The sequence below is a fragment of the Pseudoduganella aquatica genome, assembly GCF_009857595.1.
GTDB classification, from domain to species: domain Bacteria; phylum Pseudomonadota; class Gammaproteobacteria; order Burkholderiales; family Burkholderiaceae_D; genus Rugamonas; species Rugamonas aquatica_A.
Genome location: NZ_WWCU01000029.1, coordinates 32,146 through 51,235 on the forward strand (window position 1 = coordinate 32,146; position 19,090 = coordinate 51,235).

15 protein-coding genes are annotated in these 19,090 nt (G+C 67.3%); 10 read left to right on the plus strand and 5 right to left on the minus strand.

The window, feature by feature from the left end; all coding sequences use genetic code 11:
* Positions 1–88: 88 nt before the first annotated feature.
* The 6 genes from GTP77_RS21540 (at position 89) to GTP77_RS21565 (ending at position 10,089) form a co-directional block, all read left to right on the plus strand.
* Positions 89–2,815 (plus strand): winged helix-turn-helix domain-containing protein, encoded by a 2,727-nt coding sequence (locus tag GTP77_RS21540; RefSeq protein WP_161074206.1) that lies wholly within the window; start codon positions 89–91, stop codon positions 2,813–2,815.
* Between the two features lie 106 nt (positions 2,816–2,921).
* A complete protein-coding gene (locus GTP77_RS21545) occupies positions 2,922–4,817 on the plus strand; it encodes a DUF1302 domain-containing protein (protein ID WP_161074207.1) in 1,896 nt (631 codons plus the stop codon).
* Positions 4,818–4,836: 19 nt separating this feature from the next.
* Positions 4,837–6,174, plus strand: a complete 1,338-nt coding sequence (locus GTP77_RS21550) for a DUF1329 domain-containing protein (protein ID WP_229202288.1) — start codon at positions 4,837–4,839, stop codon at positions 6,172–6,174.
* A 131-nt stretch (positions 6,175–6,305) separates the two neighbouring features.
* On the plus strand, positions 6,306–7,316 hold the full coding sequence (locus GTP77_RS21555; RefSeq protein WP_161074208.1) for a WD40/YVTN/BNR-like repeat-containing protein: 1,011 nt from the start codon (positions 6,306–6,308) through the stop codon (positions 7,314–7,316).
* On the plus strand, positions 7,313–9,652 hold the full coding sequence (locus tag GTP77_RS21560; RefSeq protein WP_161074209.1) for an efflux RND transporter permease subunit: 2,340 nt from the start codon (positions 7,313–7,315) through the stop codon (positions 9,650–9,652). Before GTP77_RS21555 ends, GTP77_RS21560 begins: the two co-directional genes overlap by 4 nt.
* 131 nt (positions 9,653–9,783) lie before the next feature.
* On the plus strand, positions 9,784–10,089 hold the full coding sequence (locus GTP77_RS21565; protein ID WP_161074210.1) for a hypothetical protein: 306 nt from the start codon (positions 9,784–9,786) through the stop codon (positions 10,087–10,089).
* 25 nt (positions 10,090–10,114) lie between these two features.
* On the opposite strand, the gene GTP77_RS21570 is transcribed toward GTP77_RS21565, so the two are convergent.
* Positions 10,115–12,085 carry an alkyl/aryl-sulfatase gene (locus GTP77_RS21570; RefSeq protein WP_161074211.1) on the minus strand — a complete coding sequence of 657 codons (1,971 nt, stop codon included), beginning with the start codon at positions 12,083–12,085 and terminating at the stop codon, positions 10,115–10,117.
* A 109-nt stretch (positions 12,086–12,194) separates the two neighbouring features.
* Here GTP77_RS21570 and GTP77_RS21575 point away from each other — a divergent pair, with 109 nt between their 5' ends.
* Complete coding sequence (locus tag GTP77_RS21575) at positions 12,195–13,157, plus strand: LysR family transcriptional regulator (RefSeq protein WP_223149379.1); 963 nt, start codon at positions 12,195–12,197, stop codon at positions 13,155–13,157.
* A gap of 24 nt (positions 13,158–13,181) precedes the next feature.
* Positions 13,182–13,652 (plus strand): low molecular weight protein-tyrosine-phosphatase, encoded by a 471-nt coding sequence (locus GTP77_RS21580; protein WP_161074213.1) that lies wholly within the window; start codon positions 13,182–13,184, stop codon positions 13,650–13,652.
* On the opposite strand, the gene GTP77_RS21585 is transcribed toward GTP77_RS21580, so the two are convergent.
* Positions 13,653–16,343 carry a DUF1631 family protein gene (locus GTP77_RS21585; RefSeq protein WP_161074214.1) on the minus strand — a complete coding sequence of 897 codons (2,691 nt, stop codon included), beginning with the start codon at positions 16,341–16,343 and terminating at the stop codon, positions 13,653–13,655.
* A gap of 177 nt (positions 16,344–16,520) precedes the next feature.
* Between GTP77_RS21585 and GTP77_RS21590 the strand changes: the two genes are divergently transcribed.
* A complete protein-coding gene (locus GTP77_RS21590) occupies positions 16,521–16,733 on the plus strand; it encodes a hypothetical protein (RefSeq protein ID WP_161074215.1) in 213 nt (70 codons plus the stop codon).
* A gap of 73 nt (positions 16,734–16,806) precedes the next feature.
* Here the strand turns inward: GTP77_RS21590 and GTP77_RS21595 are convergent, their stop codons facing one another.
* Positions 16,807–17,364: an ATP-dependent Clp protease proteolytic subunit gene (locus GTP77_RS21595; protein WP_161074216.1), complete on the minus strand. Its 558-nt coding sequence runs from the start codon at positions 17,362–17,364 to the stop codon at positions 16,807–16,809.
* Positions 17,365–17,501: 137 nt separating this feature from the next.
* Between GTP77_RS21595 and GTP77_RS21600 the strand changes: the two genes are divergently transcribed.
* Positions 17,502–18,260, plus strand: a complete 759-nt coding sequence (locus GTP77_RS21600; protein WP_161074217.1) for a hypothetical protein — start codon at positions 17,502–17,504, stop codon at positions 18,258–18,260.
* A 51-nt stretch (positions 18,261–18,311) separates the two neighbouring features.
* Here GTP77_RS21600 and GTP77_RS21605 read toward each other — a convergent pair whose 3' ends face one another.
* Positions 18,312–18,575 carry a GNAT family N-acetyltransferase gene (locus GTP77_RS21605; protein ID WP_161074218.1) on the minus strand — a complete coding sequence of 88 codons (264 nt, stop codon included), beginning with the start codon at positions 18,573–18,575 and terminating at the stop codon, positions 18,312–18,314.
* A 185-nt stretch (positions 18,576–18,760) separates the two neighbouring features.
* Positions 18,761–19,084 (minus strand): low molecular weight protein tyrosine phosphatase family protein, encoded by a 324-nt coding sequence (locus GTP77_RS21610; protein WP_161074219.1) that lies wholly within the window; start codon positions 19,082–19,084, stop codon positions 18,761–18,763.
* Positions 19,085–19,090 lie beyond the last annotated feature (6 nt).

A 19,090-nucleotide genomic window follows, 5' to 3' on the forward strand; every position in this document is an offset into this window, starting at 1 on the left:
GCCATTCTGAGGGCGTGCCCGCCTCCGCATCATCCCCTTGATGGGGGAGCGGTGTTCCATCCCCCATGGGTGGGACTACAATGGACGCATGCCTACCCCAGCCCCCTCCAGCACGCCGCTGATCGCCACCAAGACCCTGCCGCCCAAGCACCGGCGCGGCCTGATTTCACGCGCGCGGCTGGGCGAACTGGCCGGCGATATCGAGTCCCACCTGCTCACCGTGGTCAAAGCCCCGGGCGGCTTCGGCAAGACCACGCTGGGCCAGGCCTGGGCCGGCACCCTGGCCGAACGCGGCCACCTGGTGGCCTGGCTGTCGCTCGACGACGACGATGACGAGCCGCAGCGCTTCCTGCACTACACCAGCCACGCCCTGCAGCGCGCCCACCCGGACCTGGGCGCGGCCTGCGTGGCCATGTTCGCCCAGTCCATGCTGGCCGACCCGCAGCAGGCGCTGGCCATGCTGATCGAGGAAGTGGTGAGCTGCGGCGAGGAGGTGTTCCTCTTCCTGGACGACTACCACTGCCTCACGCTGCCCGAGATCCACGCGCTCGTGTCCTTCCTGCTGCGCTACGCGCCGTCCAATCTGCACCTGGTGCTGCTGTCGCGCGCCAGCGCGCCGCTGGCGCTCGACACGCTGCGCGTGCGCCACGCCCTGCTGGAAATCGACGCCGCGCAGCTGCGCTTCACCCCCGACGAGACCCAGGAATTCCTCAACGCCAGTCCCGCCGCCCAGCTATCGCCCGAGGACAGCCGCCGCATCCACAGCCAGACCGAGGGCTGGGCGGCGGCGCTGCGCCTGATGTCGCTGTCACTGCAAAGCCAGGGCCGGAGCAGCCATGCGCCGCAGGCGCCGTCCACGGCCGGCCTGGCGCGCTCCATCGACGGCTACCTGTGTGAGCTGCTGACGCAGCTGCCGCCAGAACTGGCCGGCTTCATGCTGCGCACCGCCCTGCCCGAACGGCTGTCGCCGGCGCTGGCGGCGGCCCTGGTGGGCGATGACGCGGCGCGCAGCCAGCTGGCGCAGCTCGAACAGCGCCAGCTGCTCACCGCCCTGGACGACGAAGGCCAGTGGTACGCCTACCACCAGCTGATCCGCGAGCACCTGGGCCAGCGCCTGCAGCAGCAAGGCGGCACACTGGCGGCCGAGCTGCACGCGCGCGCCGCCGCGTGGTACCACGCCCAAGGCCTGTGGTCGCCCGCCGTGCGCCACGCGCTCGACGGCGGCGCCACCGCCCAGGCCTACGCCTGGATAGAGGAATGCGCCATGCCGCTGGTGAAGGCCGGCGACATCCTCACCCTGGTCGGCTGCGAACGCCAGCTGGCCGCGCACATGGTGCAGCCGCCGCTGCGGCTGCGCATCGCCCTGGCGTGGGCGCGCATCCTGGCCTGCGCCTGCCCGGACGCCATCAAACTGCTGGACGACATCGAGGCCGACGCCGACACCGAACAGCTGCGCCAGGACAGCCGCGCCGCCCGCGCCGCCGCCTACGCCCTGCTGGACCGCCCGCTGGAGGCGCGCGCCATCGCCGAGGACTGCCTGCGCCAGCCGGTGCCGGACCGCTGGGTCCACAACTCCCTGTACAACATCCTGCGCTTCTGCGCGCTGCGCACCGGCCGCTGGACCGATTTCTACGCCACGCCCGACCTGCCCTACCCGGACGGCGAAGGCCGGCGCAACATCCTGTCCGCGATCTACCGCCTGGTGCTGCTGGGCGTGGGCGACTGCGTGCGCGGCGAGCTGCCGCTGGCCGAACAGCGCTACACGGCCGCCATCTCGCTCGGCTACAGCGCCGAAAACCCGGACAGCGCCGTCACCGCCCTGCCCTCGGGCATGCTGGCCCACGTCTGCTACGAGCAAAACCGCCTGGACGAAGCCGAAGCGCTGCTGGCCAACCGGCTGGAGGTGCTGTGCACGCTGGGCTTTGCCGAAAGCGTCAAGCACATCTTCCTGACGGCCGCACGCATGGCGCAGCGCCAGGGCCGCCACGACCGCGCGCTGGCCTTGCTGGAGCAGGCCGAGAACATCGGCATCAGCCGCCACTGGGACCGGCTGGTGGCCGCCGTCCAGCTTGAGCGCCTGCGCCTGCACCTGAGCCAGGGCCGGCTGGCCGAGGCGCAAGCCTATCTGCAGCGGCTGCGCCAGCTGGCCGCGTCCACCCCGCACACGCCCACCAACCCGCTGGGCGAGGTGCGCCAGTACGCGGCCTTCGGCGACGCCTACTGCGCACTGCAGCAATTCCGCTACAAGGACGCGCAGCAGGTGCTGGAGCCGCTGCTCGCCGAGCTGCTGGCCCTGGACAGCAATCTGCTGGCCATCCGCGCCGGCCTGGCGCTGGCCATCGCCCTGCAGGGGCAGCGCCAGCACGTGCAGGCGCTGCGCGCCTGCCGCGATGCGATGGAGCTGGCGGCCCACGCAGGGATTATCGGCTCGGTGCTGGACCAGGGGCCGGAGCTGGGCGCCCTGCTGGCCGCGCTGCGCGCCAAGCTGGAGCCGGGCACGCCGCTGCTCGCCTTCACGCTACGGGTGCTCGATGCCTGGCAGGCGCTCTACGGCGGCATGGCCTCCCCCAACGCGGGCGGCGGCGCGGCCGGCAAGGGCGCCGACGCGCGCCTGAGCCTGGGGCCGCGCGAATGCGGCATCCTGGAGCTGATCGCCGAGGGCAATTCCAACAAGGAGGTGGCGCGCCTGCTCGGCATCGGCCCGGAAACGGTGAAGACCCACCTGAAGAACATCTTCGTCAAGCTCAACGTGGACCGCCGCATCCAGGCGGTGGCGCAGGCCGAAGCGCTCGGCCTGCTCAAGCGCCGCCGCTAGCCCGTCCCGTCATTCCCCCGATCGGGGGATTAGCCGCCGCCCCGGCAACCCCTATTGTGCTAAACAGCCGCGCCTAGCGGCAAACCACAATACCAAGAGGGGACACATGCAAGCGCATTTCAAGAAGAACACCATCCTGCCGGGCCTGCTGGCCGCTGCGCTGGCGGCCTGGGCGGCCGGCGCAGGCGCCACCGAATTCGACCTCGAGAACGGCTGGACCGGCTCCTGGAACAACACCGTGTTCGCCGGCCAGCAGTGGCGCGCCACCGCCCCGGACGCGGACCGCTACACCGCCGGCAACGGCAAGCTGATCGGCCTGAGCGGCGGCACCGCCGGCCATCCGAACGACGCGGGCAACCTGAACTACGACAAGGGCGACCGCATCTCCACCATGTTCAAGCTGCTCACCGAGCTGGAAGTGAAGAACGGCGACATGGGTGCGCTGGTGCGCGCCAAACTGTGGTACGACCACGCCGGCAAGCACCACAAGGCCCGCTTCGGCAATATGGCCAACGGCTACACCCCGAACACCGAGCTGAGCGACGCCGGCCTGGAGCGCCTGCAGAAGTTCGACGGCGCCTACCTGCTGGACGCCTACGTCTACAACACCTTCAAGGTGGCGGACAAGCCGCTGCAGCTGCGCCTGGGCCGCCAGGTCATCAACTGGGGCGAAAGCCTGTTCATCCAGGGCGTCAACGGCCTCAACCCGGTCGACCTGGGCACGCTGCGCCGCCCCGGCGCCGAACTGAAGGAAGCTCTGCTGCCGCTGGGCGCGCTGTCGGCCAGCATGGGGCTGGGTGGCGGCCACTCGCTGGAAGCGTTCTACCAGTACCAGTGGGGCAACACCTCGATCGATTCCTGCGGCACCTACTGGTCCGTGACGGAAACGTCGATCTCGGCCGACGCGGGCGCTTGCAAGGCCGCCACGCTGGTGCCGCTGGGCGGCATCAGCGGCGTGGCCGCCTTCAAGGGCGGCATGTACGTGCCCATCGCCCAGGGCAAGAAAGCCAGCGACAGCGGCCAGTACGGCCTGGCCTACCGATTCCCGGCGGACGCCATCGACACCGAGTTCGGCCTGTACGCCACCAATGTGCACATGCGCACGCCCATCGTCTCCGGCCTGACCGGCACCAACCTGAAAGCCATCAACCCGGCCATTCCGCTGCTGATGCCGCTGGCGGGCTTTGCCGGCGTGGCCGCGCTGAACCCGATGACCAACCCGGCCATCAAGCCCATGCAGGCCTTCTGGGAATATCCGGAAGACGTGCGCACCTTCGCGCTCAGCGCATCGACCAACCTGGGCGGCTGGTCCATCGGCTCCGAGCTGAGCTACTCGCCCAATGTGCCGGTGCAGCGCAACGGCAACGACCTGATCGGCGCGGCCCTGCAAGGCGCCGGCCCGCTGGGCGCCGTCGCGCGCGCCGCCGTGGCCCAGGGCGTGGGCACCTACGTGCAAGGCTATGACCGCTTCCACAAGACCCAGTTCCAGGTCAACGGCGTGAACACCTTCTCCAACGTGCTGGGCGCGCAGCAGGCCGTGGTGGTCGGCGAGCTGGCCGTTCAGCGCAACAACGTGCCCGACAACAAGGACGCCGGCGCCATCCGCTACGGCCGCGCCTTCATGTTCGGCACCTCCTCCCATCCGCTGTACGGCGGCTCCACCTGCGGCGCCACCAACCCGAGCCCGGCCGGCTGCCAGAACGACGGCTTCATCACCGACCTGGCCTGGGGCTACCGCCTGCGCGGCCAGCTCGAGTACAGCAACGTGGCCGGCACCGGCGTCACGGCCTACCCGGCGGTCTATTTCGCGCACGACGTGAAGGGCTATTCGCTCGACAGCCAGTTGCTGGAAGACCGCCGCCAGCTGGGCCTGAGCCTGCGCCTGAGCTACCAGAAGCGCCACAACCTGGAGCTGAGCTACACCCGCTTCAACCACAAGGCGACCTACGACCCGCTGCGCGACCACGACTACATCGGCCTGACCTACAGCGCCACCTTCTAAGCAATTGGAGACACGAATAATGAAAATGATGCATACCACGCTGCTGGCAGCGCTGCTGTCGGCCTTCTCCGCCCAGGCCGCCATCACCCCGGCCGAAGCGGACAAACTGGGCAAGGAACTGACCCCGGTCGGCGCCGAAAAAGCCGGCAACAAGGAAGGCACCATCCCCAGCTGGGAAGGCGGACTGACCAAGGCCCCGGCCGGCTGGAACCCGGCGCAGGGCTATGCCGACCCCTACGCGGGGGACAAGTCGCTGTTCACCATCACCGCCGCCAACGCCGAACAGTACAAGGACAAGCTGGCCGCCGGCACGCTGGCCCTGCTGAAGAAATACCCGAGCTACAAGATGGTGGTCTACCCCAGCCACCGCAGCGCCGCCTATCCCAAGGAAGTGACGGACAAGGCCAAAGAGCAGGCCACCAAGGTCAAGCTGGAAGGCTCGGCCATGACCGAGCTGGGGGGCTCGCACGTGCCCTTCCCGATTCCGAAAACGGGCCAGGAAGCCATGAGCAACCACATGACGCGCTACCTGGGCGGCGGCTTCGACCGCACCTATGACTGGTTCCCGGTGCGCGCCAACGGCGACTTCTACCGCGTGGGCTTCCGCGAGCTGCGCGTGTCGGACGCCAATTTCGACACCAGGACGCCGAACCACCAGTTCTCCTTCCTGGGCTTCTTCACCGCCCCGGCCACCTTGCAGGGCACGGTCTACCTGGTGCACGAGTCGATCGACCAGGTGAAGGAGCCGCGCCAGGCGTGGATCTACAACGCCGGCCAGCGCCGCGTGCGCCGCGCGCCGGACCTGGCCTATGACAACATCTCCGACGGCACCGAGGCCATGCGCGTGACCGACCAGTACGACGCCTACAACGGCGCGCTGGACCGCTACGAGTGGAAGCTGGTGGGCAAGAAGGAAATGTACATTCCGTACAACAGCTACAAGCTGTCGGACAAGAAGCTGAAGTACGCCGACATCATCCAGAAGAACTCCATCAACCCGGACCTGATGCGCTACGAGCTGCACCGCGTCTGGCAGGTGGAGGCGACGCTGAAGGCGGGTCAGAAGCATATCTACGGCAAGCGCACCTTCTACCTGGACGAGGACAGCTGGGGCGTGGTGCACGAGGACGCCTACGACGGCCAGGGCCAGCTGTGGCGCATCGGCGTGCACGGCACCATGCAGTATTACGACGCCATGGCGCCGTGGTACCGCGTGAACATCTGGCACGACCTGAGCAACGGCAACTACCTGGTGTCCACGCTGGACAACGAGATCAAGACGCCGTGGAAATTCGGCGTCAAGGGCAACTGGTCGGACTTCCAGCCGGATGCGCTGCGCCGCGCCGGCACCAAATAAGCAGCCTGCATCCCGTCACGCATGGCGGGTTACGGACTTCGTCCTAACCCGCCCTACGCAGCGCGCAGCGTATGCGTCCGCATGCGCTCCCCACGCACCACCACCTTCCCGCAAGCCAAGAGGAACTCATCATGAAATACCCCGTGACCGCCCGCCGCGCGGCCACCTGCGCCGTCGCAGCGGCAGCCCTGCTGGCCGCAGCTCTGCCTGCATCCGCCGCCGGCGCCGATGCCAAAATCGCCCCCGCGCCCTCCCTGCAAGTGCGCGCCGACCGCATCATCTTGCAAGACCTGGTCCAGGCCGGCAAACGCCTGCTGGCGGTGGGCGAACGCGGCGCCGTGCTGCTGTCGGACGACGCCGGCCAGACCTGGCAAGCCCGCTTCACCGCCACCAACCGCACGCTGAGCGGCCTGGCCATGGCCGACGCCCTGCACGGCGTGGCCGTGGGCCACGGCGGCGCCGTGCTCACCACCGCCGACGGCGGCAACAGCTGGCAAACCGTCGCCGCCGACGCGGCCGGCAAGGACTCCCTGCTGGGCGTGCTGCACGCGGGCGGCCAGCGCTACGTCGCCTGGGGCGCTTTCGGCCTCTACCTCGAATCGGACGACGGCGGCGCCAGCTGGACCCGCCGCCAGCCCCTGGGCGCCGACTTCGACCGCCACATTTCGCAAGTGCTGGCCAGCGGCCCGGACTGGCTGCTGGTGGGCGAATCGGGCACGCTGGCGCGCTCGCCGGACGGCGGCAAGACCTGGCAAACCCTGGCCTCGCCCTACCCCGGCTCCTACTTCGGCGCCCTCGCCGCCGCCGACGGCGCCCTGCTGGCCTTCGGCATGCGCGGCAATATCTACCGCTCGGCCGACCACGGCGCCAGCTGGACCAAGATCGACTCCGGCACCTCGCTGGCCCTGATGCGCGGCAGCCGCCTCGCCGACGGCCGCCTGGTCCTGGTCGGCAACGCCGGCCTGCTGGCCGTCAGCGCCGACAACGGCAGCAGCTTCACCCTCAGCAAAACCGCGCGCGGCAAAGGCCTGGCGCAGATCGTCCAAACATCGGGCCTGCATGGCGGCGGCCTGGTCGCCGTCGGCGAAGCCGGCGTGGAGCAAGTCAGCCTGGCCAAGCCCGGCGCGAAAGGAACACCATGAGCAAGCACAGCGGCGGCCTGGTCGGCCGCATCTCCCACGGCATATTCCGGTGGCGCAAAGCGCTGCTGGTGCTGTTCATCCTGGTCACCGTGGCGCTGGGCTACTGCGCCAGCCAGCTGCGCGTGCAGGCCGGCTTCACCAAGATGATCCCGCTCAAGCATGAATACATGCAGACCTTTATGGAATACCAGAAGGACTTCGGCGGCGCCAACAAGATCCTGATCGCCGTCAAGCAGAAGGACGGCGAGATCTTCCAGCCCGCCTTCATGGACACGCTGCGCAAGGTCACCGATGAAGTGTTCTACGTCAAGGGCGTCGAGCGCAGCTCGGTCACCTCGCTGTTCACCAACAACGTGCGCTACAACGAAGTGGTGGAGGACGGCTTCCGGGGCGGCAACCTGGTCTCGTCCGACTACGCCGGCACGCCCGAGCAGCTGGCCAAGGTCAAGGAAAACACCCTGAAGTCCGACTGGGTGGGCCGCATCGTATCGAACGACATGACGGCCGCCATGGTGGTGGCCACCCTGCAGGACACCGATCCCGACACCGGCAAGCGCCTCGACCTGCAGGACGTGGCCGCCAAGCTGGAGCAGATCCGCGCGAAATACGAGCGCGGCCCGGTCACGCTGCACATTATCGGCTTCGCCAAATCCATCGGCGACATCGCCTCCGGCGCGGCGGGCGTGCTGGTGTTCTTCGGCATCGCCTTCGTGGTCACGGCCCTGCTGCTGTACTGGTACTCCGGCTCGCTCAAGCTCAGCGCCTGCGCGCTGGCCTGCGCCATGGTGCCCGTGGTCTGGCTGCTGGGGCTGCTGCCGCTGATGGGGCTGGGACTGGACCCGATGTCCATCCTGGTGCCCTTCCTCATCTTCTCCATCGGCGTCTCGCACGCGGTGCAGATGACCAACGCCTGGAAGCTGGAAACGCTGGCCGGCGCAGACGGCGTGACAGCCTCGCGCAACAGCTTCCAGAAACTGTTCGTGCCGGGCGCCATGGCGCTGCTGGCCAATGCGCTGGGCTTTATCGTGATCGCCTTTATCGAGATCGAAATGGTGCGCGAGCTGGCCATCACCGCCACCGTGGGCGTGTCGGTGATGATCGTGACCAACAAGATGCTGCTGCCGATACTGCTGTCCTACCTGCGCTTCTCGCCCAGCGAAGCGCAGCGCCACGCCGGCAAGGAAACCGGCGGCGACCGCCTGTGGGAACGCATCGGCCCGCTGGCCACGCGCAAGGGCGGCGCGCTGACCCTGGTGCTGGGCGGCGCGCTGCTGGCCGGCGGCCTGTGGCAAGCGCGCCAGCTGCAGATCGGCGACCTCGGCAAGGGCGTGCCCGAGCTGCGCGCCGACTCGCGCTACAACCGCGACGTGCAGGTCATCACCAGCCACTTCGCCATCGGCGTCGACCTGCTGCAGATCGTGGCCGAAGCCAAGGGCCAGGAATCGCCCTGCGTGCAGCGCCCCGTGATGGAAAAAATGGAACAGCTGGAATTCACGCTCAACCAGGAAGCGGGCGTGGCCAATGTGCGCGGCCTGGCCGGCTTCGTCAAAGGCGTGACCCAGGCCTACGCGGAAACCTTTATCAAATGGCGCGTGCTGCCGGAGGAAACCGCGCAGATCGCCCAGGGCGTGGGCTTCGCCACCCGGCTCGGCAATGAGCTGATGAATTCCAGCTGCACCGCCATGCCGGTGGCCGTCTTCACGGCCGATCACCAGGCCGGCACCATCACGCGCATCGTCGACGTGGTCAAGCGCTTCAAGGCCGAGCACGACACCGAGCAGCTGAAGTTCCGCCTGGCCGGCGGCAACGTGGGCGTGATGGCGGCCACCAACGAAGCGGTGGAAGCGGCCGACAAATGGGTCAACCTGGCGCTGTTCGCCTCGGTGAGCCTGCTGTGCCTGGCCGCGTTCCGCTCGCTGCGCATCACGCTGTGCATCATCCTGCCGCTGGCCCTGGTCACCATTTTGTGCAACGCGCTGATGGCGGCGGTGGGCATAGGCGTCAAGGTCAACACGCTGCCGGTGGTGGCGCTGGGTGTAGGGGTGGGCGTCGACTACGGCATCTACCTGTTTGAAAGCATGAAGCACGAAGCGCAAGCCGGGCGCAGCCTGCGCGCCGCCTTCGTCGAAGCGCTCAAGCAGCGCGGCACCGCGTCCGTGTTCACGGCGGTGACGATGACGGTCTCGGTGGCGACGTGGGCCTTCTCGGCCCTGAAATTCCAGGCCGACATGGGCATCCTGCTGGCGTTCATGTTCCTGGTCAACATGATCGGCGCCATCCTCCTCCTCCCCGGCCTCGCCGCCCTGCTGGTCGGCGACCGCATGCGCCCCAAATAACCAGTCCCACCCAAAGCGGGGTCAGTTCTGTCATCACGTCATATGACGCGATGACAGAACTGACCCCGCTTTGGTTTACGGCGCTGGGTGAGGATATACTGCTGCTTCCTTCAATCTGTCCTGGAGTCGCAATGCACATACGTACCGGAACCGGAGCCGGCGCCAGCCGGGCCGATGGAGGCATGGATTCGGGCTCGCGCATCGCCATGCTGAAGTCGCAGATCAAGGTGCTGGGCAAGAAGATCGAGGCGCTGCGCAAGGCCTTGATGGAGACGGAGGATCCAACCGCGCGCCTGGCCATCATGAAGGAAATCATCGAGCTGCAGGACATGCAGCGCATGGCGCAGGCGCAGATCACGGAGCTGGAGTTGCGCGCGCGGCGCAAGCTGGAACAGGGACGGCAGGACGCGCCGCCCGAAGACGAGCCGGCGCAGTAAGCGCCGGCTGCAATGCAACGCTGCCTTACGGCGTGACGATGTTGAACACCGGGTTGAACTCGGCCACGCTGCCGAACACGGCGCCCAGCGCGCGCGGGTCGCCGGCCAGCTTGACGGCGCCGGACTGGACCAGCTGCGGCAGCGGCACCTTGGCCACCAGCATCTTGAACAGCGCCTCGCGGGTCAGGCTCAGGCTGACGTCGGCGTTCGGCAGCACGCGGCCTTTGGTGTTGTTTAGCACGGAATTGGACAGCTCCAGCGCGTAGTGCTCGCCGCTGTCGGTGAAGGCGATGTTGATGCCCACGTTCAGCCCGTCCGTCTTGCGGTGGTCAAGCCGCACCGCCAGGAAGTCGAACACCATCTCGGTCGGCAGCGCCTGCAGCATCTCCGGCGATTGCGCCGTGATGCGCGCCGGCGCCACGCCTTCGCGCAGCTCGCGCGCCCCCGTCAGGTAGGCGTTGCGCCAGATGGCGGACTCGGCCTGGTAGCCCAGCTGCTCCAGCGTGTCCGCCTGCAGCTCGCGCGCGGCGCGGTTGCCCGGCTCGGCGAACACCAGGTAGTTCAGCATCTCGGCCACCCAGCGGTAGTCGCCTTCGGCGAATGCGGCGCGGGCCAGCGCCAGCGTCTTGTCTGCGCCGCCCATCGCGGCCACGTGGCGGCGCGCGCTGTCCACACGCGGCAGCGGTTGCAAGGTGGCCGGGTTGGCGTCGTACCACCCCAAGTAGAAGTCGTACACGCCGCGCAGATTGTGGCTCAGCGTGCCGTAGTAGCCGTGCGTGGACAGGTCCTGCTGCAGTCCCTTGGGCATGAAGGTCGCGTTGCCCAGCTCGTCCATGGTCACGCCCTGGTTGGCCTGGTGCAGCGCCTCGTCGTGGATGTAGCGGTACAGGTCGCGGTGGTTGGCCAGGTGGGCGCGCACGCGCTGCTGGCCCCACACCGGCCAGTGGTGGCTGCGGAAGGCCACTTCGGCTTGCGGAAACAGATCCAGCATCTGGTTGATGTATTTGCTCCAGCCCAGCGCGTCGCGCATCTTGGCGCCGCGCAGCGTGTAGATGTTGTGCATGGTGTGGCTGACCACTTCGGACAGGCACAGCGCCTTGAGCTGCGGCAGGTAGAACACGAACTCGGACGGCGCTTCGGAGCCGTTCGCCATCTGGAACACGAAGCGCATGCCGTCCACCGTCATTTCCTGCCCGGTCTTGCTGACGATGTCGGTCGGCGCCAGCAGGCCGATGGTGCCCGCCGAGACCGCCTTGCCCAGGCCGGTGCCCACGCCGTCCTGCGCCGACGCGCCGATGGCGGTGCCGAACTGGTAGACCGCGCGCCGCGTCATGGCGTTGCCGGCCAGGATGTTCTCCGCAATGGCCGATTCCATAAAGCCTTCCGGCGCAATCACGCGCACCTTGCCGGATTTGGTTTCATCCATGCTGGCCACGCCCAGCACGCCGCCGAAGTGGTCCGCATGGCCGTGCGTGTAGACCACCGCCACCACTGGCTTGCGCGCCAGGTGGGCGGCGGCCAGCGCCATGCCCGCCTTGGCCGCTTCCGCCGAGGTCAGCGGGTCGACCACGATCCAGCCGGTATCGCCTTCGATCAACGTCATATTGGCCAGGTCCATGCCGCGCACCTGGTAGATGCGCTCGCCCACCTTGAACAGGCCGGCTTCGTTGTTCAGCAGCTCGTTGCGCCACAAGCTGGGATTGACCGTGGCGGGCGCCGCGCCCTGCATGAAGCTGTAGCGTCCGGCGTCCCACACGGCCTGGCCGTTAGCGCCGGCCAGCACGCCCGGCGGCAGCGCGGCGATGCGGCCGCGCCGGGCGTCCTCGAAGGCTTGCTGGTCGTCCAGCGGCAGGCCGGCGCCGAAGGCGGCGTTGCGCGCGGCCGTGGCGGCGGTGGCGGCTTTGGGACCGCTGGCGGCGAAGGCGGCGGGCGCGGGGGCTGCCGCGAGCAGGGCGATGGCGGCAAGCACGGCGCCGTGGACGGTTTTGTACGACATGGACGATCTCCGGGTTTATTGTAGTCATCCGAGTCTATGGATGCGCCCACCGGCTGTCCAATGCATCATTTTGATCGTTATAATGCAGTCTTTGCATTAAACTCCCCTCATGGACATCAAGCGCATGCGCCACGCGATCGCGCTGGCGGACGAACTGAACTTCGCCAGGGCGGCTGAGAAAGTGCACCTGAGCCAGCCCGCGCTCAGCCGCAGCATCCAGACGCTGGAGCAGGAGCTGGGGCTGCAGCTGTTCGACCGCGACAACCGCAACGTGGCGCTGACCACCGTGGGCGCCAGCTTCATGGCGCAGGCGCGGCGGCTGGTGTACCAGATGCGCAGCCTTGAGCGTGACATGGGCCTGCTGCGCAGCAGCGAAATCGGCCAGGTTGCGTTCGGCGTCGGCCCGCTGCCGACGGCGGCCTTTCTGCCCGCCCTGCTGTCCAGCGTGCGCGCCGAGCGTCCTGGACTGCAGCTGACCGTGAGCAGCCACAACTGGCGCTACCTGCTGCAGCATCTGCACGCCGAGGAAATCGAATTCTTTGTGGCCGATACGCGCGACATCCAGCCGGACGCCGCCATCGCCATCACGCCGCTGTGCCGCCAGTACGGCAGTTTCCTGTGCCGCGCAGGCCACCCGCTGCTGGCGCAGGCCGAGCGCCAGCCTGGCGATCTGCTGCGGTACGGTTTCGTGTCGCTGAAACTGCCGGCCGGCCTGCAGGCAGCGATGCGGCGCCTGCTCGGCATGGACGCGAACGAGCCCCTGCCCGTGGCGGTGGAGTGCGACAATGTGCAGGTGCTGGCCGACCTGGCCTGCGAAAGCGACGTGGTGCTGATTGCCAGCGAGGCCGCCGTGGCGCCCAGCGTCGCCGCCGGGCGGCTGGCGCCGATCCGGTTCAGCCACGCGCCGCCGCTGTACGCGGAGATCGGCATCGTGCAGCTGTACGGGCGCAGCCTGTCGCCCGGCGCCGCGCTGGTGCTGGAGCGCCTGCGCGCCATCGCCGCGACCGCCCCAGCCACGGCCATGCATGTCGGCGGGGAGTACCTGGCGGCGCCCGGCGCTACATTAAAATAAGCGTCCGCAAGCAAAGGAGGTCCGATGGCCAAGCACCATTCCGTATTATTCGTCTGCATGGGCAACATCTGCCGCTCGCCGACGGCCGAGGGCGTGTTCCGCCAGCGCGCCACGGCGGCCGGACTGGAACTGGAGATTGATTCGGCGGGCACGCACGCCTACCACGTCGGCAATCCGCCGGACGCGCGCTCGTCGCAGCATGCTGCCCGGCGCGGCTACGACCTGAGCGCCCAGCGCGCGAGGCAAGTGTCCGCCGCCGACTTCGCGCGCTACGACCACCTGCTGGCCATGGACCAGGACAACCTGGCGCGCCTGCAAGCGGCCTGCCCGCCCGAACACCGCCACAAGCTGGCCCTGTTCATGCAGTACGCCACCCACTCCGATTCGGACGTGGTGCCGGACCCGTACTACGGCGGCCCGAACGGCTTCGACCAGGTGCTGGATTATATTGAGGATGCTTCGGACGGCCTGATCGCCGCCCTGAAGCGGGGCTGATCAGGCGGCCACGCCGGCCGGCAGGTCCACGCTGGCGTCGTTGACGGCCAGGCCGCCCATGGCGGCGGACAGCGCGCGCGACACCACGCCTTCGGTGCGCACCGCGCGCACGCTGCGCTCGCGGAATTTCTGCACCAGCGCCTCTCCGGACAGCGAGAACGCTTCCTGCCGCGCGCTGGTGGAGAAGATGTAGAGCGTGCGCAGCGGGCTGATCCAGGCAAGCTTGACCTTGCGCGTGCTGCCGTCGTCCTGGTCGAATTCCAGCCACATGCCACGCGCCAGGCCGTCGGCCTCGATGGTGGCGTCGTCGTCCAGCGGCAGCTCGGGCTCGGGGGCGGCGCTGGCAGCGGCGGCGGCGGCTTGCGCCTCCAGTTCCAGGCGGCGCTCGGCCGCCTTCTGCGCCACTTCCATGGCGATTTCCACCTGGCGCTCCGGCGACAGTTCCAGCGGCGCGCGTACGATGGACGCATGGCATTCGGCCAGTTCTGCGAAGAACTGCAGCCGGTCGGCGTCCTGCCACTTGATCACGTCCAGCCACTTGTTCAGCGTGGACAGCAGCTTGGGCAGCTTGGAGATCAGCTGCTTGCGCTCGTCGGCGGTAATCTTGGGCTTGACGCTCCAGATCAGGTCGTCCATGGTCTGGGTGGCGTTCTGCACCGCGCCCGGTTTGCCCTCTTCCACGCTGTAGGCAATGGTCAGCACGGACACCCATTTGTTCTCGAGGAAGGCCTCCACCATGGCGATCACTTCGCCGGAGCCGATGCGCAGCGCAACGGCGTTCCGGGCCGACTTGGCAGCCACGGCCATTTTTTCCTGCTTGAGCGCGGCGGCGATAGGCTCGGCGATGGCGGCGGCCGAAGCCGCTTCCTCGGCCTTGATGGACGCTTCCAGTTCCTCCACCGCCTCGCTGAAGGCGGACACTTCCAGGTCGTGATCGCGTCCCACGCGCTCGACGCTGCGCTGCATGGCCTGGAACAGCGGATCTTCCGGGCTCTTGCGCTGTTCCCAGCCCATGCGGGACAGCAGGTCTATCATGCGGCGCGCAGGATGGCTGTCCTGGAAGAAGAAGTCCTTGTCGACCAGGGCGGCTTTGAGCACCGGGATCTGCAGGAAGCGGATCAGGTCACGGATTTCCTGCGAGATGTTCTGGTCGCGGAACACCGTGTCGAAGATGGCCGACAGCAGGTCTATCGTGCTTTCGTCCGAGCGCGTCAGGCTGCCTTCCGGGGCGTTCTTTTTGATGTTGGGCAGGTAGAACACATTGGGCGCGGCGCCCGCGTCCGGAGCAGCGCCCAGGCTGGCGACGCCCTGCACGCCCGCAGCGCTGGCGGCGGCGTTCAGCAAGCCGAGCAGGCCTGCACCCTGCGCGCCCACGGCCACGCCCTGCATGCCTGCCTGCGAACCCGCCTGCATGGCGCCCGGCACGGCGAAGCCCGCCGGCACGGCAACCATGCCTTCGGCCGGAACAAACCCGGCGGCAGGCGCCACATAGCCGCCAAACACCGCACCCGCAGGCACGGCTTGCATCGCCTGCATGGCTGGCGCGCCGGCCATGCCCATCACGCCGGGAGCGGCGGCCGGATAGCCGCCTGCCGGCACGGAACCGGCCGTGGCGGCGGCGCCGGGCGGGAACGGGGCTGCGAAACCGGGATATGGCACGGCCATGCCACCGCCCTGTCCGCCCGCCATGGCGAACCCGGCGGCAGGCATGGCGCTTTGCTGCATCTGCGCCAGGTAATTCATCAGCGGCTGTTTGGACGCGGTCTGCGCGGCGCGCTGCGCCACCTCGTTCGGCACCGCGCCCACAGGCACCTGGGCCGCGCCCTGCGCCCACGCCCCCGCTTTCAGGTTGGCGATGTCGGGCAGATCGGGAATGATGAGGTCCGGGTCCAGCGGGCCATCCTGCGTGGCGGAGAAGAACTGGCGCAGCTGCTGGGCCAGTTCAGCCTGCTGCTTGCGCTTGCGCGCCGGACTGGCGCTGCTGGCGTCGTGCGAGTCGGCCTTGCGCGCCTTGTAGCCGTCCACCGAGCCGGGCAGCACGCCCTTGCGCTGCAAGGTCAGGCTCAGCTCCTCCAGCATGGACGACAATTCCATGAACATGCCGGGCTTGAGCAGCGCCAGCAGCAGCCCGGCGGCCTCCTCGTCGGCATTGAACTCCAGCCAGGCCTGCTGCAAGGCCTGCAAAAACACGTCGGGGCGGAATGGATTCTGGTTCACGCGCAGGATGTCGCGGTCCAGCAGGAAGGCCAGGCGCACGTTCAGCGTGGCCAGCGCGTCCGAATACTGCGCCTCGAAGGGCTTGCTGATGCCCTCCAGCGTGACCTTGTTGTCCATCTCCTCCATCGACACCAGCGACAGCGGCTGGTCCAACTGGCGCGGCTTGGCCTTGGTGCCAGGGGCCAGCTCGGCAATCTCGCGCCGCAGGCCGCGCTCCAGCTCCTTCAGGACCAGGTTCAGATAGCGGTAGTGATCATTTCGCAACAGATTGCCCGCGCGGATGCGCGCTTGCAGCTCGCGCACGTCGCCGGCGCCGTCGGCCGCGTCCACCAGCGCACCGGCGATACGGGTCGTGAAGTCCAGGAATTGATCGCCCACATGCCGCTTGACGATCTCGATCAGGTTCTCCAATAGCGCATGGCGCGGCGTAACCGCTTTTTTTGGCGCTGCCGGAGTTGTCGGATGTGAAAGCATGGTCTAACCTGAGTGGGACGGGCTGCGCGGCCGGCCTGTCCGTTTCATTGTTCGTTTCATGATTACAGCCGCGATACCGCATTCTTGCACATTCTTGCCGCAAGGCAATAGCCTGCAGGAAACAAATGGTGATTTTGTTTGATTTTTTTCCTCACTGCACAGATAAAGGACAGCGACATGAAATCGAAGCAACGCACGGAGCGCCAGAGGGATAGTGATGCCAATAGCGCCAGCCGTCAATCCGGAACCCCTGGTTCGACCTCGGTAGGCCGCGCCGACATCCAGGGCGGCGCAATCGACCGCAAGGAAGAAAGCCGCCGCTCGCGCAGCGAGGAAGCACGCAGCGAAGTGAGCCGCAGCGCCAGCCGCAGCGGTTCGCGCAACCGCTAGTACTGCTGGCAAGCGCCGCTGTCCGCAACATGCAGCCGCCCGGCCATTCGGTCCGGGCGGCATTACTTCGTCTTCAGATATTGGTGATGCGGTGGCCGGCCGGCGGCCGGAAATCGGTCACTTTGTTGATCATGTTCACCTTCACCGCCTCGGCGGCGGTCAGGTGCAGGTCCGAATAAGCGTGGATGCGCCAGTGCTCGTCGCTGAACTGGACGTGGCTGCGCAGGATCTCCTCGGTGCGGGCGTCGTCCGCCTGCAGGCCCTCGACGATGATGCGCAGCGCATCCGGCCGCGCCCCGGACGGCGCGCTGGCGTGCGATTTGTGCACCATGAAGCGCGCCGTGCTGCTGGCGTAGCGCTTGTGGCCAGCCAGGTAGACGATCACCGCGATCGACGCCACCGCCCCGGCGTTGTACATATGGAAACGGATCGGCAGGTTGCTCATATAGTTGTACAGGCAAATGCCGTCGCTCACGTAGCCGCCGTTCGACTGCAGCAGCACATGCGCGTCCGTCACCATGTCCTCGCTCATGTCGGCCGCCGCATCGAACATGCGGTGCACCATGTCGCTGTTGACGTCGCCGGACAGCGTGAACCAAGCATGGCCCTGCAGTTTGTCCTGGTCTTCCATGAATGTACCCTCACTTTTATACATGCAATGATTCTAACAAAACACGCGACCTCATAGCGGGACCGTGCGGCATTCGTGCGCAGGACAACCACACCGGCGCCACGCGCTACAATCTGGGTCGGACCATAAGGAAACACATGCAGAATCTGATTTCGGAATTAACCCGGCTCTACCTTCCCGCCGGCCTTGCAGGCGACGCGGCCTATGCCGACCTGCTGGCCCAGCGCGTGCAGGGCCAGTCCGGCGTGGAGTTGCGGCTGGCTGCCGATGGCCGCACGCGCGCCATCGCCATCCCCTTCCGCCCCGTCGCGGGTGGCCTGGAAGCGCAGCACTGGACCCAGTTGTGCGACGTGGCGAATGCGCTGCAGACGGAACTCGGCCTGCCCGCGCCGGCCGTGAGCATATCAGGCGACAGCGGCTACGGCCTGTGGCTGTCGCTCGCCGTGCCTGTGCCCGAGGCACTCGCGCGGCAGTTTGCCGCGCAGCTGTGGACGAAGTATTTGCCGGACGCGCCGCAGCCCGACGGCGCCGCGCTGGAACTGCCGCCCTACCTGCATCAGGGCACGGGCAAATGGACCGCCTTCATCAATCCCGGCCTGGGCGCCTCGTTTGCGGAAGAGTCCGGCCTGGAAATGCCGCCGCCCACCGCCGGGCAAGCGGCGCTGCTCGACGGCCTGCACAGCATCAGCGAAGCCCAGTTCGCGCATGCGCTGAAGCTGCTCCAGCCTGCGCCTCCGGCCGTCCAGACAAGCACCTCCGCGCCGGCGCCCGCCGCTGCCCCTACCGCCGTAATCGAAGACGGACTGCTGCTGAAAGACGCCACGCTGGAAGACATCATCGCCCTGCTGCACTCCAGGAATATCGAACCGACATTCAGGCACTTGATCCGTAAATGACGAGATCCAGCATGACGCCCCTGCGGCGGGCTTGGCCGCCTCGCGCAGGCCTCATGCCAATGATTTGGTCAGCGCATATCTGGCACCGCCGGGAGGAGAGTCCGGCAAACGGCTAAACACTTTATAACCGCATTTTTCATAAAACGGCAGCGCCTGGAAGCTGAGCGTTTCGACATAGGACTGTTTGCAGCCGCGCCGCAACCCTTCCGCTTCCGCAACCGCCAGCAGCTCGCTACCATAGCCCTGCCCTCGCTGCGACTCTTGCAGCCACATGACATGCACATGCAGCCAGCCCAAATAAGTAGCGCCGAACATGCGCCAACAAGCTCCCCAGCCTCATTTCTCACCGAAGCCAGCAAATACTGCGGCGTGTCGCCATTTGCCTGCTCGGCGTTAAAGGCCGTCAAATGCCCAACCAAGGCCTAGATATCGGCCATCTCCGGCTCCGACTCCAGCACAACCGGACGCTTCTCAGCCATTCAAGCTCCTTGGTCAACGAACTAGCGCAGGAAGCGCCCCACTTTCGCTTCCAGCAGTTTAATCAATTCGGGTTGCATGTATTCATAGTCATCCGGGATATCAAGGCAGATGACGCGCTTACCGTTCAAGTACGGCTTGAACCGCATCGACAGCCTGGTCCGGTGCGCCTTCTCCATCACAAAGATGATGTTCGACCAAGCGATCTGCTCAGGCGACAGCGGCACCGACGCGTCGCCACCCAAACCGGCGGAATCCGTTTCGACACCTGGCCAAGTAGCGAACACCGCCTCGGCTGTAGGGCTGCGGAGCCGGTTCTGGCTGCAGATAAATAACGCTCTCTTCAATGCTTC